This is a genomic window from Bradyrhizobium sp. 157 (genome assembly GCF_023073815.1).
Lineage (GTDB): Bacteria > Pseudomonadota > Alphaproteobacteria > Rhizobiales > Xanthobacteraceae > Bradyrhizobium.
This window is the reverse complement of sequence record NZ_JADPKF010000120.1, coordinates 368245-381147: the sequence shown is the minus strand read 5'-3', so window position 1 is coordinate 381147 and position 12903 is coordinate 368245. Positions and strand designations below refer to the sequence as shown.

Here is a 12903-nt window from a genome sequence, read left to right as displayed (position 1 = left end):
GAATCTTTCTTCACCATTTCTTCCAGGGAGCCTTATTAGTTGCCCAAAGATCTTCCAAATATCGCTTGTCCCGTAATGTATCCATCGGGTGCCAGAAGCCGTCGTGACGGAACACGCTGAGCTGACCGGCCGTTGCCAGATTCGTCATCGGTTCTTTTTCCCAGACGGTCGCGTCGCCTTCGATGTAGTCGCCGACCTTGGGCGAGAGCACGAAGAAGCCACCATTGATCCAGTTACCGTCGCCGCGCGGCTTTTCCTGAAAGCCGGTGACGCGGCTGCCCTGATGATTGATGGCGCCAAAGCGGCCGGGCGGCTGCGTGCCGGTCACGGTCGCCAGACGCCCCTCGCGGCGATGGAAGGCAATGCTTTCGGTGATGTCGATATCGGCCACGCCGTCGCCGTAGGTCAGGCAGAAGGCTTCGTCATCGCCTATGTAAGGGAGGATTCGCTTGATGCGGCCGCCGATCATGGTTTCTTCGCCGGTGTCGATCAACGTCACCCGCCACGGTTCGGCGTGCTTCTGCAGAACCTCCATCCTGTTTTCGCGAAGGTCGAAGGTGACGTTCGACTGATGCAGGAAGTAGTTGGAAAAATATTCCTTGATCACATAGCCCTTGTAGCCAAGGCAGATGATGAAGTCGTTGATGCCGTGGCTGCTGTAGATCTTCATGATGTGCCACAGGATCGGCTTGCCGCCGATTTCGATCATCGGCTTGGGACGAACATCGGTCTCCTCGGCAAATCGGGTTCCCAGGCCTCCGGCCAGCAATACTGCGCGCATTAATTTGCCATTCAATACGTTGAGATTTATAGATTTAGCGATATTCAGTACATGAAATGGCGAGGGCGCGCGAGGCCGTACCGCCATTTCGTGACAGGATGGTTTATTTGATTTCATCCGTCAATTTACGGGGTTCCCTCACCGCAACGACGTATGAAATCGATTCCGCAAGGCTGGGGTGCGCGCGTTGAGGTTGAGCATGGCCGAGTAAGGTTGATGGGTTAGCTTAATCCACGGCTTTGATTGAGCGATTTATTGCCGAAGCTATGATGAAGCATGAAGCAAAATAGCCTGCGGCGGAAGGTTGTCACCAAGCGTAAATCGCGGGCTCGGCCCGAAGATCTCGCGCAAAAATATCGGGAAGTATGCGAGCTCCGGCGCAAGCTCGAATGCGTTACAGCCGAGATTAATTCCCTTCGTGCGAGAACAAGTTGAGATGTGATTGCCGCGATCTGTCTGCAATGCCGGAGTTCAGTCCGATGAGCCGTTACAACCTGTTTCAATTCACTTCATTTAATCCCGAGCGGGCGTGGGCGGACACCTGGCATCTCTGGACCGTCATGGTGCCGAGGCGCTCGCTCACGGGGCGTCTGTTGTGGGGCAAGGTATGGCGTCGGCATGACGGCAGGCGCTGGATTTACAAGAAGTTCGTCGAATACGAGCCTGACGACCTCGTCTAACGAATTGATGTTTCGCTTCAGGCCTTGCTGGACGCGCGGCTACGGCGTTCCGAATGCAATGCCAATACAGCACCGATGGCGATGATGGTCATCGTCGCCAGCAGACTGGCCGGAGCGGTGCAGTTGATGCACGTCCCAACGATCGAGAAGGCCTCGCTCACGGGAGCTGCGACAAGGTTCGTCATACGTCATCCTGACATTCAGGCCCGAGAGGGGCAGGGCGTAAATTAAATATAGCAGCTTTATCCCGCTCCAGCCAGCGGTGGTGCTCGCCCGGGTGAACTCGGAAAAAGCTCAACGTCAGGGTTTATTTTGATGGGCCCGAAACGGCCCATTATCTCTTGCTTTATTCGCTGCAGGCCTATTTCGGGGCACTTCGTAGTCCACGCACCCCAGGTTCCCGCAATTTACTGTCGATTAACCATGATGTTTTACCGATTATTTACGCGCCAAAATCCTCCGCGGCGCAAAGTGGTTTGGGGGTTTTACTTGTTGCCTTCTTGTAGCCTTGCGACGAGGTTGGCCGCCTGTTGGGCGGCAATACTCGTTGTATCGGGCTGCACCACCCCCATTGCGCCGCCCTTGACCACGGTGTCGCAACCCAGATTGACGGCGGGACAGCCGGTTTCGCTTGAGCAAACCTATGCGTATGACGGGGGGCCTACCGGCGCCGTGCCGCTTCCGTCACCCTCATCGCAGGCCGTTGCGGTTATGGACGGCGGCAACGGCAGCATGATCGGCGGGACTTATACGAAGCGAAAGGCCGTCGGCGCTGATGGCAACGTGGTGCTCAATCTGGCCAGCGTTCCGCTTCAGCAGGCTGCCAAGACCGTCCTCGGCGACATGATCGGCGTGAACTACGTCGTCGACCCTCGCGTCGACGGGGTTATTTCCGTGCAAACGACGCGACCGGTCAGCAAGGCCGAGGCGCTGGAGATGTTTCAGACCGCACTGGCGCCGATCGGCGCGGTGCTGGTGCAAAGCCGCGGCACTTACCGGATTGCGCCGGCCGACCAGGCCGCCACGGGCGCGATCGTGACCGGTGACGGTCCGGCCGACAGCGCCATCGCCGGCAACGGCGTTCGCGTGGTTTCCCTGAAATACGTCTCCGCCACCGAGGTCGCGCGCGTGCTCGAGCCGATGGTGCCGAAAGGCGCCATCGTGCAGGCCGACGATGCGCGCAACATTCTCGCGCTCAAGGGCTCGCCGGCGGAAATCGAAAGCATGCTGGATTCGATTTCGGTGTTCGACGTCGACGTCATGAAGGGCATGTCGTTTGCCGTCGTCCCGGTGAAAACGGCGCAGCCCGAGAAGATGGTCGACGAATTGAAAGCGATCTTCGCTTCCGAAAAGGAAGGGCCGCTCAAGGGGCGCGTGAGGTTCATCGCAAACACCCGGCTTGGCGCCATTCTGGTCGTAACGTCGCAGCCGAGCTATTTGCCGAGAGCACAGACCTGGATCAGGCGGCTCGACGCCAAGGCGGCCGGCTCCGAGCGGCAGCTTCACGTCTACCAGGTGCAGAACCGGCCGGTGGCCGAACTCGCCAGCGTGCTGCAGTCGATGTTCTCGAATGAAATGAAAGTGGTGAAACCGCCGACGCGTAGCGTTTCGCCGCGATCGAAGCAGGCAAGCTTCTCCGGAAGTTCGGCCAGGGCGCCCGGACCGAGTGGGTCGGTGACGGATATGGATCAGAGCGCGGCGGCCGGGCTTCTCCGGGGTGGCGTCAATTCTGGCAATAACGATCTACAGAGCCTGCAGCGCGCGCTGAACAACGAGCCGGATGCATTGACGGCGGATTCGATGGAGCCGCCGCCGTCGTCCGGCAGCGGACCGGGCGGCGAACCGCCGCTCAAGATCGTGGCCGACGAGACCAAGAACTCGCTGCTCATCATGGCCAATGACCGGGATTACCAGCGCGTGCTTCGCGTCATTCAGGGGCTCGATGTCGTCGCCAGCCAGGTATTGATCGAGGCGGTCATTGCGGAAGTGACGCTTAATGACAAGCTGCAGTATGGCGTGCAATGGCAGCTCTCGAAAAAGGGCACGCCGACTGCTTCGTTCTCGAACGCGCTGACCGGCGGCGTTGCATCGGTCTTCCCCGGCTTCAACTACGCGGTCAATGCCGCGAGCATAGCGGCAACGCTGAGCGCCTTGAACGCGCTCACGCGCGTCAACGTCATTTCAACGCCCTCGTTGATGGTCCTCGACAACAAGACGGCTAGGCTGCAGATCGGCGATCAGGTGCCGATCACCACGCAGACCGCGACCAGCACCGTGACGGCGCAAACGGCGATCGTCAATTCGATCACCATGCAGGATACCGGCGTGATCCTGTCGGTGACGCCGCGCATCAACGAGAGCGGCAGGGTGCAGCTCGAGATCGAGCAGGAAGTCAGCGCCGTGGTGAAGACCACGTCATCCGGGATCGACTCGCCGACCATCCAGCAGCGCCGCGTGAAGACAACGGTCGTCGTCAATGACGGCGAGGTGCTGGCGCTCGGCGGCATGATCCAGGAGCAGGCCAGCAAGACCAGCAACCAGATCCCGCTGCTCGGCGACATACCCGGGCTCGGCGCCGCGTTCTCCAACCGGGGCGACCAGGTTCAGAAGACCGAGCTCGTCATCCTGATCACGCCCAAAGTTGTCCGCGACGGCACGGAAGGCCGTCTCGTGACCGAAGAATACCGGCGCAAGATGCATGTCTACATGCCGCACACGACATCGCGCGAGCGGACGCCGGCCAACACGATGCAGCGGATCATTTCACAGTGAAGCGCCGAGCGGCCATAAGAAATTTCTGGCTGTTGTCGAGCATGGCCTGCTCGCTGGCGGGCTGCGTGACCTATGCCTATCCGGTCGAACCGCCTCCGCCCTATGCCGTCCTGCCGGTTGATGAATCGATGAGCTGCAACGGCATCGCGGCGTCCTTCCGCTACGCGGCGCGGCGCGCCGCCCGGCTGGAATATTGGCTGGCGGTGGGGCCCTTGGCGGGCTACGGTTACGAACGATACCCGCTGGATGCGCCCAAGCAGCTCATCGATGAACGCAGGCGGCTCGACGCGCTAACCGATCTGCAGCGCTACAAGGGCTGCACCGTGATGGAGCCCGGCCCTGCCGTCGTCGAGGAGCGTTTGAAGCTCGAAGGCTCGGTCCGTCTGCCGCCGCCACCTCTGCCGCCGCCGGTCGTGCTCAATTCCAAAGGCTAGTTTGCGGCTTTATCGCCGATGCGGAACGTCAGCTTGCTGCCGCGTCGCGAACGCGCAGGCACGCGCGCGCCGCGCCCTGGGCGCGCTCCTGTTGCGCGCTTGATGGATCGATATCCCCGCGCCGCCATTCACGGATGACGAAGGGACGCCCGTTCGCGCCTTCCAGCGAGACCAGCGCCTCTCGTATGAAACGCGTGCCGTCCGAGGCGCTGATATCCGCGCGGATGGTGATGGTGCCGCCCGCGGGTAGTCCCCGCCTCGCGGCCGCTGGCTTTGGCTGGACGTTTAGCAACCTGAGCGTAGCAGGAGAAGCGGCGTTCATGTCGGGCTCAGGCCGTCCGGAGCGAACCGTGACATGGCGAAGCGCTGTCCGAAACAGCCGGGGCGAGATGCCGTCGATCTGATCGAGCTGCATCACGGTCATGAAGGGTGCTTCAGCCGGCTTGATAGCTGGTGTGGCTTGCGCCTTTGGATTGCGGAATTCAACGATCTGCGCGGCGATGCGGGTGCCTTTCGACTGATCGCCCGTGAGCGCGGTGAAGAAGCGCGTCAGCGCCGCCGGGCTTGCCGTGTTCAGGTCGACCTTTCCGGTCTCTTCCTCGACGGTGATCGTGGCGCGTTCGCCGCCGGGCAGCCGGCACCGCAAGGGAAAATTAGTGGCCTGTTCGGGCGTTGCCGCCAGCGCCGCGGCAATCGCCAGGTTCACCGCGCTCTCTGCAGCCATCTCGGCCGCGGCAACTGAGGCGTAGTTCGACGACGTCTTGGTACGGTAACGCGCGCCGACGATGACAGCCATTCCAAGCAGTGTGATCAGGCCCAGCGTCCAGATCACGGCGACCAGCGCGAAGCCCGATTGGCTGGCTCTGGAGCGGGGCAGGGCAGGGCATTCCGGCCGGCCGGGGACGGGGAAGCGGTTCGTTTGAGCTTTCGGCCGGGTTGCCACGTCGGGATGCCTTGCTGGGCCGGCCAAGCGGGGCCTGAACTCGCGTCTTCGCCGATATTTACGCAGGAATGGCAAACAAAGCGTCAAAGCTTTGGTTAATCAAAACCTCCTAGAATCGCGCCGACGCAGACCCCGTGAGACCGCCGAGCGCGAATGGCATTCGATATCCAGCAATTGTTGCGCCCGGCTGCGCCGCGGAGCCAGGGACCGGAATTGCCGGGCCCAAAGGACGCCGGCTTCGCGCAGGCGTTTTCCGACCTTCTGCTCGGCAAGGACCTGGTCGACCCCGCCGCCATCGGCCGCGCTCGGCGGGCCGCCGACGCGGCCTCCGAGCGTTTCGACCTCGTGCTGGTAAAGCTCGGCCTGATCTCCGAGGCCGACCTTTGTCTCACTTACGCCACCTATTGCGGCCTGCCGCTGATCGAACCGGCGGATCTCCCGGCGCGACCCGTTCTGGCTGACCGCCTGCAGCTCTCTTTCCTCAAGACCAACCGGATTCTGCCGATCTCGTTCGATCGTCAGCGCCTGTTGATCGCAACCGCCGATCCCTTCGTCGACGAGGCCGCAAAGGCGATCAGCTACATGCTCGACGTGCGCGTCGATTTAGCCGTAATTGCTCCGGCGGAAATCGAACGCGCCTTGCGGACGCTGTATCAAGACGCGGCGTCCGAGACGCACGCCGAGGAGACCGACGGCATCGCGATCGCCGGCAACGACGGCAGCGAATTCGACGTCGAGCGCCTGCGCGATATCGCCAACGAAGCGCCGGTCATCCGGCTGGTGAACCAGATCATTGCGCGAGCGGTGGAGCGCGGCGCGTCCGACGTGCACATCGAACCCGGACGCGATGCCGTCGCCGTTCGATTCCGCGTCGATGGCTTCCTGCAGCAGGAGCGCCTCGTGCCCGCGACGCTGCGGGCAGCGCTGACGACGCGCGTGAAGATCATGGCCAAGCTCGACATCGCCGAGCGGCGATTGCCGCAGGACGGCCGCATCAAGACCGTGGTGCGCGGCGTCGAGATCGATATCCGCGTTTCGACCTTGCCGACGGTGTTCGGCGAAAGCGTTGTGATGCGAATCCTCGATCGGACCCGGGTGGAGTTGGATTTCACCAAGCTCGGGCTCGACGGCCGGACGCAGGAAAGCCTCGGTCGCCTGATGGCGCTGCCGAACGGCATCATTCTCGTCACCGGCCCGACCGGCAGCGGCAAGACGACGACGCTCTATACTGCCCTGAAGGATCTCAACCGGCCCGAGCTGAAACTGTTCACCGTGGAAGATCCGATCGAATATCAGCTCTCCGGAATCAACCAGATCCAGGTGCAGCCGCAGATCGGTCTCGACTTCCCAACGGCGCTTCGCTCGATCCTGCGCCAGGACCCTGATATCGTCATGATCGGTGAAATCCGCGACCTCGAAACCGCGCGTATCGCCATTCAGGCGGCGCTGACTGGCCATCTGGTGTTTTCGACCCTGCACACCAACAGCGCGATTGCCGCGATTACGCGCCTGATCGATATCGGACTGGAACGTTATCTTCTGGCCTCGACGATCGCAGGCGTGATGGCGCAACGCTTGGTCAGAAAGCTTTGCCCGGCCTGCGCGCGACCGCACAGCGACAGCGAACGCGCGCACGGCAAGCTGAAGATGGCGATAGCCGCCCATCCGCAAGTGGATTGGTCGCATAGCCGCGAGCCGGTCGGCTGCGAGGCTTGCGGCAATACCGGCTATAGCGGCCGCACCACGATCTCGGAACTCCTGGTCATCGACGATGCCATCCGCGAAGCGATCGGAAGAAGGAGCCAGGACCAGCACACGGTCGAGCAGCTTGCGCGCGAAGCAGGCTTTCACACGCTCTACGAAGATGGCCTGGTGAAGGTCGGGGCCGGCGAGACTTCGCTTGAAGAAGTCCTTCGCGTAACCCGCGCGTCTTAAAGGGAGCACCGGCCTTGGCAACCTTTCACTACAAGGCGTACACCGAGCGAGGCGCCGTCACGGCGGGTACGATCGTTGCCGAAGGCCTCGATGCGGCGATCGATGCGCTCTATGGCTCCGGGCTGACGCCGTTCGAAACCCATGGCCTGGCTGACCACGCGGTGGAACGGCCGAGCCGACCATCGACCTCTCCGCAGGAGACGGAAGCCTCGATCTGGAAGCGGGAGCTCGTTCAATCAAACCGCTTCAGCCTGAAAGAGCTGACGGCCTTTACGGTTGAGCTGGCTTCGCTGATCAATTCCGGGCTGACGCTCGATGCCGCGTTCAGGATCATCGCAGGGCCGGGCGCCGCGCCGAAAACCGTGCGGCTTGCCAACGGGCTTCTCGAGGACGTGCTGGCGGGATTGCAGCTTTCGGAAGCGATGGCGCAACGAGCGGACGTGTTTCCGTCGGACTACCGGGCCATCCTGGCCGCCGGTGAAGCCGGAGGGGTCACCGGGCAGGTATTGACGCAGATCGCCGAGCTCCTGGCGCGCCGGCTCGAGATTCGCAACAAGATCGCATCGGCGCTGGTCTATCCCTTGATCCTGATCCTGATGTCGCTGGTATCGGTCGTCGTCATCGTCTTCGTGCTGATACCCTCTATCTCGCCGATCTTCGTCGACGCCGGCCTTTCGCTGCCGGGCATCCTGCATTTCTTCGAGGAGGTTCAGGACAATTGGTTGATCGTCCTGCTCGCTGCCGGTCTGTTTGGTGCAGCCGGTTTCGTATTGTGGAGGAAGGCGAAGCAAAATCCCGAGATCATGCTCAGCGCCGATCGGTTGAAATGCGCGCTGCCTGTCATCGGCCGGCTCATTCAAAACCGCGAAGCCGGCGGCTTTGCGCGCGCACTTGGTACGCTGCTGGTTGCAAGGGTGCCGTTGATGTCGGCGATGCAGACCGCGCGGGCGCTGGTCACCAACCGGCACCTGAACGCGCTCTATGAGAGCGCCATCAAGCGCGTTCCAGAAGGCACGCCGCTGCACCGCGCCTTCAATAGCGAAGGACTGTTGCCGCCGGCATCGCTTCGCCTCGTCGCGGTCGGAGAAGAGTCCGGTCAGCTCGGCCCGATGCTCATTCAGGTCGCGACCGTAATCGAGGCCGACCTGCAGCGGCGCATCGAGCGCATGGTGGGCCTGCTGACGCCGGCTCTGACGCTGGTCATCGGCGGCAGCATCGGTGGCCTCATCATGCATGTGATGAGCGCCGTGCTCTCGATCAACAATCTCGCATTCCAATGAAACGCCCCGCCCGATCGTCAGCAGGGTTCACGCTGGCCGAGCTGCTCGTGGTTATCGGGATCATCGGGCTTGCCCTTGCCGGCACGCTCTCCGCGAAACCGAAGGCCGCGGCCACGCGCGTTGCCGTCACGGCCCGTTCCGTCACGGCGACGCTTCAGCTGGCGCGCGCGCAGGCGATGTCGAGCAATGCCGAAACGCTGTTCCGGATTGACGTGGAGAAAGGCCGCTTCGGCGTGCTGAATTCCATGCACAATCTGCCGCGCGGAATGACTGCCGCTGTGGTGGTTGCCGAGACGGAGCGTTCGGGCGATCTCGGCGGCATCAGATTCTATCCGGACGGCCAGTCGTCCGGCGGCGAGATCGCGCTGACGCTGGATGGTCGATCGGCGCGGATCGCCGTCAATTGGCTAACCGGCGAGCCTCGGTTGACTCAATGATGGGCGCGCGATCCAGCCGGATGTTTGTCAGGCGCGGCGGCGAGCGCGGATTTGCGCTGATCGAAATCCTCGTTGCCTTCCTCATCCTGGCCCTGGGGCTCGGCGCGATATCGACGGGCGTGGTGGTGGCGATGCGCTCCGATGCGCGCACGCAAGCCAATCGCGCCGTGCTGCGGGTGGCGCAATCGCGCCTCGAAGCGGCAGGGGTTTCCGAGGCGCTTGCGCCGGGCTACCGCGAAGGCTTGATTGCGAATAAATTCCGATGGCGGCAGACCGTCACCGAAGTTCGCCCCGCGAGCGATACGCGTCAGTCGCAAGGCGCCCGGCCGGTGGCTACAACCGGTGCCTTCAAATCGTTCTGGGTTGAAATCGCCGTTGAAGCGCCGGACGGCACCGCCTCCAAACTCGCGGCGCTGAAGCTTGCCGCGGAGGCGAGACAATGAACCCGGCGCTACGCAACCGGCGGATCTCTCGCGTGGCTGCCCGCCGAAGGAGCGAGCTGGGACTCACACTGATCGAGTTGCTGCTGTCGCTCGCCATCCTGGCGATCCTGACGGGCTTCCTGGCCGGCGGATTGTCGATGGCACGGAAGGCTTTCGGCGCTGATCGCGCAAGCGAGATCGGAAGTGAAACCAGTGCCGCGATCCAGACCGTGGCGGCGTTGGTTGCGTCAGCGCTTCCGGCCCGGTTCGACGGAGCAGGTCCGAAAGATGCCATCGGGTTCGATGGCCGCCCACAGGTGCTGTCATTCGTTGGACTGAGCGAGGGGCGCTCGCTGCGGGGCGGGCCGCACAAGATCGTCTTGCGGCAGAGCGGCGGCGATCTCGTCGTCGATTTCGTCCCGCTTAGCGGGGCCCGATCGAAGGAGAATTCCAAACCGCCGCTGACCCGCGTCGTGGTGCTCAGCGGCGTACGCGAAGTTCGCCTTGGATATTTCGGCACCACGGACACGAAAGTAAAGCCGGCCTGGCGTGCCGACTGGAGCCGCGCCGAGCGACTGCCGGACCTGGTTTCAATCCGCATTGAATTTGAAGATGAACGGCGCAACGAACCCGCCACCGTCGTAGCCCTCCGTCAGGGCTAGAGCTTGAGGAAAGGCGGCAGCCGGATTTCCGAAAGATCGTGCCCAAACAATATGATGAAGCAATGATTTAATGCAGGTGAAGCACGTTCTGAGGTCCGGCCCAAGCTTCACGCAGCGTGTGAACGGCCCGCTCGTTACCCTTCGTAAAGAATTAGTAAATAGGCTTCGCTCATTCGAATCGAATACCTCGATCCGAGAAGTGACGATCATGCCTGTCGCCGATCTGCCCGCAGCCCGAGCCGGTGGCCTCCACGTCCTCACGGCGTGGGGCAGGAGCTTTGCGCAGTGGTGGCTGTCGGGTCTGCGCGACGCAATTCCCGCGCGATGGCGTGAATGGGCCGAGGGCGAGGCGAGGCCGATAGCAACGCTTTGGCGGGATGGCAACAGCATCACATGCCGTCTGATGTCTGCCGCCGGGCCCGCGGAAATCCGGATTCCGTGTCCTCAATTCGACACGGCCGCACTCGAACAGTGGCTCACCGAGCAGGGCGTGTCGCGGGAAGCGACGATGGTCGCGCCGGTGATTTCGCGCGAGCTGTTCTTCCGGCGCGAGTTGAGCGTGCCCAAGGCGGCCTTTGGCGCCCTGCCCAGGATTCTTGACCAGGACATCGTCCGGCGAACGCCATTCCAGCTTTCGGACATCTGGCATGCCGCAACCGCTGTCGGAGAAGAATCAAATGGCGTCGTGCCGATGTGCCACTGGATCATCCGGCGCGATCGCGCGGAGGCGGCTTTGTCGGAGCTTGGCCTGACGTCGCGGGATGTCGACTGTCTGGCGGTGGCAGACGCCGGCGGCGAGGCTCTACCCGTGATTACCTTCCGCGCCGCCAGCGACGAAGATCCCGCTTGGGCGCTACGGGCGGTTCGGCTGCTGGCCGTCGCCGCGTTCGGGGCCGTCCTGCTCGGACTGGTCGTGTTCGAATGGCGCCAGGCCAGCGTCGCCGCGGCAGTCGAAACGGCACTTAGCGAGGCCCGGCAATCCGCCCAAAGCGGTCGCGACGGCATGGACCCCGCGGCGCGTTTGTTCGCGATGAAGGCCGAGCCGGGCATCCTCGCTGTGTGGGATGAGCTGTCGCGCATTCTGCCCGATCATACGTTTCTGACCGAGACTCGCATTGCCGACGGCACGGTGACGCTGTCAGGGTTTTCGGCGGACGCCGCGCGGCTGGTTCGCCTCATCGACCAGTCTCCGCTGTTTTCGGGCGCGACCCTGACTTCAGCGATCACCCCGGATGCGAACGAGCGCAAGGAGCGTTTTAGTATTGCGTTCAAGCTGCGCGGCGCCCGCTCGGCGCGGCCGTCCGCAAGATCCCGGACCGCGCCATGATGCAGAACCTGAAATTGGCGCGCGGGACGCCGTTCCTGGCCTTCAACGCCGTTGCCATTCTCTTCGTTATCGTCTTCTTGTTCGCACCGATCCTGGCCCACTTTGCCGACAGGGGCGAAGAGATCTCGGACAATGCAGCGCAGCTTGCGCATTTCCAGAACGTGACGCGTGCGGCAAAGAAGTCGGCCGGCAGCGTCGGGCTATCCGGCGATCCCTTCCTTCCCGGCAATGAAGAGCGCATCGCCAGCGCCGATCTGCAGGCCAGCCTGAAGTCGATGGCCGCGACTGCCGGGGTCAATCTGCTCGCGATCCGCGGATTGCAGGGCGGCCGGTCTCAGCCGCTGCACATGATTGCCGTCAGCGTCGAACTCGAAGGGCCGTTGAAGGCGATTCGGGACATGATCTTCACGATCGAGAATCAGACACCGTTGTTGTTCGTCTCCACGGCCTCGTTCCGCAGCCTGGCGGATGGCGAGGATGGCCCGATCAGGGCGGAGCTCAGGGTTCAGGGTGCAATCCGCGACGGTTCGCGGTCTCTCACCATGGATGGCCAGCAAGCCGGCCGCGGACTGGCCACGGCGGAGCGGATGCCATGACGTTGTTGGGGCAAATGGTCCAGCTTCGGCTCTCGGGCATCGCCGGCTCACCGCGGCAGCTCGCAGCCTCCAGGCTCGCCGCCATGCTCGGGCGGACCGATCTTCCCGGCCGAAGCGAATTGGCGGCGCTGCGACCAGCGACGCGCGGCCTGATCTTGGGGTTCTCGGCCTGGATCGGGCTGGTCGCAGTGGTGACGCTAAGCGCTGTGATTTCGCTCGAACTGTCGACGGTCACAGCGCCAACATGGTTCGGCACCGGCGGGCCGGTCGCCAAGGCCTCCAGTGCACGCGCGACCACAGGGTTTGAGAATATCGTGCAGCGCCCGCTGTTCTCGCGCAACCGGCAGGTTTTTGTCGCGGCCGAGCCGGCCGCGGCGCCACCGCTGCCGATGACCGCGACATTGGACTCTGGAATTGCCCTGAAAGGGGTGTTCATGAGCGACGGCGTCGCCAAGGCGTTTCTGGTTACGACGCAAAGCCCGGTGGGTGTGTGGGTTGAGGTCAACGGGCAGATTGAGGGCTGGCGCGTCGCCGCGGTTACGCCGGAGCAAGTCGTGTTGGAGGGGCAGGGCGAGAAGCTGACCGTTCCCCTCCATGCGAGCGGGAGATGATACGCTCGCTTCGCAAAACCTCT

General features: G+C 63.0%; 14 protein-coding genes. 11 read left to right on the top strand and 3 right to left on the bottom strand.

Annotated features, from left to right (window positions below):
- Positions 1 to 10: 10 nt before the first annotated feature.
- Positions 11 to 781 (bottom strand): glucose-1-phosphate cytidylyltransferase, encoded by a 771-nt coding sequence (gene rfbF / locus IVA95_RS37455; protein ID WP_247515086.1) that lies wholly within the window; start codon positions 779 to 781, stop codon positions 11 to 13.
- A 479-nt stretch (positions 782 to 1260) separates the two neighbouring features.
- On the opposite strand from rfbF, the gene IVA95_RS37450 reads away from it, so the two are divergent.
- Positions 1261 to 1461: a hypothetical protein gene (locus IVA95_RS37450; protein WP_247515085.1), complete on the top strand. Its 201-nt coding sequence runs from the start codon at positions 1261 to 1263 to the stop codon at positions 1459 to 1461.
- Positions 1462 to 1478: 17 nt separating this feature from the next.
- Here IVA95_RS37450 and IVA95_RS37445 read toward each other — a convergent pair whose 3' ends face one another.
- On the bottom strand, positions 1479 to 1646 hold the full coding sequence (locus tag IVA95_RS37445; RefSeq protein ID WP_247515084.1) for a hypothetical protein: 168 nt from the start codon (positions 1644 to 1646) through the stop codon (positions 1479 to 1481).
- 487 nt (positions 1647 to 2133) lie between these two features.
- Here IVA95_RS37445 and gspD point away from each other — a divergent pair, with 487 nt between their 5' ends.
- Positions 2134 to 4233, top strand: coding sequence for a type II secretion system secretin GspD (gspD, locus tag IVA95_RS37440; RefSeq protein WP_247515083.1), 2100 nt, complete (start codon positions 2134 to 2136; stop codon positions 4231 to 4233).
- A complete protein-coding gene (locus IVA95_RS37435) occupies positions 4230 to 4667 on the top strand; it encodes a hypothetical protein (protein ID WP_247515082.1) in 438 nt (145 codons plus the stop codon). Before gspD ends, IVA95_RS37435 begins: the two co-directional genes overlap by 4 nt.
- 28 nt (positions 4668 to 4695) lie before the next feature.
- Here IVA95_RS37435 and IVA95_RS37430 read toward each other — a convergent pair whose 3' ends face one another.
- A complete protein-coding gene (locus IVA95_RS37430; protein ID WP_247515081.1) occupies positions 4696 to 5610 on the bottom strand; it encodes a type II secretion system protein GspK in 915 nt (304 codons plus the stop codon).
- A 153-nt stretch (positions 5611 to 5763) separates the two neighbouring features.
- Between IVA95_RS37430 and IVA95_RS37425 the strand changes: the two genes are divergently transcribed.
- The 8 genes from IVA95_RS37425 (at position 5764) to IVA95_RS37390 (ending at position 12880) form a co-directional block, all read left to right on the top strand.
- Positions 5764 to 7545: a GspE/PulE family protein gene (locus tag IVA95_RS37425; RefSeq protein WP_247515080.1), complete on the top strand. Its 1782-nt coding sequence runs from the start codon at positions 5764 to 5766 to the stop codon at positions 7543 to 7545.
- A 14-nt stretch (positions 7546 to 7559) separates the two neighbouring features.
- Positions 7560 to 8825 (top strand): type II secretion system F family protein, encoded by a 1266-nt coding sequence (locus IVA95_RS37420; protein ID WP_247515079.1) that lies wholly within the window; start codon positions 7560 to 7562, stop codon positions 8823 to 8825.
- On the top strand, positions 8822 to 9262 hold the full coding sequence (locus IVA95_RS37415) for a GspH/FimT family pseudopilin (RefSeq protein ID WP_247515078.1): 441 nt from the start codon (positions 8822 to 8824) through the stop codon (positions 9260 to 9262). Before IVA95_RS37420 ends, IVA95_RS37415 begins: the two co-directional genes overlap by 4 nt.
- A gap of 20 nt (positions 9263 to 9282) precedes the next feature.
- Positions 9283 to 9705 (top strand): type II secretion system protein, encoded by a 423-nt coding sequence (locus tag IVA95_RS37410; RefSeq protein ID WP_247515077.1) that lies wholly within the window; start codon positions 9283 to 9285, stop codon positions 9703 to 9705.
- Positions 9702 to 10346, top strand: coding sequence for a prepilin-type N-terminal cleavage/methylation domain-containing protein (locus IVA95_RS37405; RefSeq protein WP_247515076.1), 645 nt, complete (start codon positions 9702 to 9704; stop codon positions 10344 to 10346). The genes IVA95_RS37410 and IVA95_RS37405 overlap by 4 nt, the downstream gene beginning before the upstream one ends.
- Before the next feature lie 208 nt (positions 10347 to 10554).
- Complete coding sequence (locus tag IVA95_RS37400) at positions 10555 to 11673, top strand: PilN domain-containing protein (protein WP_247515075.1); 1119 nt, start codon at positions 10555 to 10557, stop codon at positions 11671 to 11673.
- Positions 11670 to 12269, top strand: coding sequence for a type II secretion system protein GspM (gene gspM, locus IVA95_RS37395; RefSeq protein ID WP_247515074.1), 600 nt, complete (start codon positions 11670 to 11672; stop codon positions 12267 to 12269). The genes IVA95_RS37400 and gspM overlap by 4 nt, the downstream gene beginning before the upstream one ends.
- Positions 12266 to 12880, top strand: coding sequence for a hypothetical protein (locus IVA95_RS37390; protein WP_247515073.1), 615 nt, complete (start codon positions 12266 to 12268; stop codon positions 12878 to 12880). The genes gspM and IVA95_RS37390 overlap by 4 nt, the downstream gene beginning before the upstream one ends.
- Positions 12881 to 12903: the final 23 nt, after the last annotated feature.

Bases quoted from the DNA above. Each gene is read 5' to 3' on its own strand.
- IVA95_RS37410 (WP_247515077.1), top strand. From the start codon at position 9,283: ATGTTTGTCAGGCGCGGCGGCGAGCGCGGATTTGCGCTGATCGAAATC.
- IVA95_RS37415 (WP_247515078.1), top strand. From the start codon at position 8,822: ATGAAACGCCCCGCCCGATCGTCAGCAGGGTTCACGCTGGCCGAGCTG.
- IVA95_RS37425 (WP_247515080.1), top strand. From the start codon at position 5,764: ATGGCATTCGATATCCAGCAATTGTTGCGCCCGGCTGCGCCGCGGAGC.
- rfbF (WP_247515086.1), bottom strand. From the start codon at position 781: ATGCGCGCAGTATTGCTGGCCGGAGGCCTGGGAACCCGATTTGCCGAG.
- IVA95_RS37445 (WP_247515084.1), bottom strand. From the start codon at position 1,646: ATGACGAACCTTGTCGCAGCTCCCGTGAGCGAGGCCTTCTCGATCGTT.
- IVA95_RS37405 (WP_247515076.1), top strand. From the start codon at position 9,702: ATGAACCCGGCGCTACGCAACCGGCGGATCTCTCGCGTGGCTGCCCGC.
- IVA95_RS37390 (WP_247515073.1), top strand. From the start codon at position 12,266: ATGACGTTGTTGGGGCAAATGGTCCAGCTTCGGCTCTCGGGCATCGCC.
- IVA95_RS37450 (WP_247515085.1), top strand. From the start codon at position 1,261: ATGAGCCGTTACAACCTGTTTCAATTCACTTCATTTAATCCCGAGCGG.
- IVA95_RS37400 (WP_247515075.1), top strand. From the start codon at position 10,555: ATGCCTGTCGCCGATCTGCCCGCAGCCCGAGCCGGTGGCCTCCACGTC.
- gspM (WP_247515074.1), top strand. From the start codon at position 11,670: ATGATGCAGAACCTGAAATTGGCGCGCGGGACGCCGTTCCTGGCCTTC.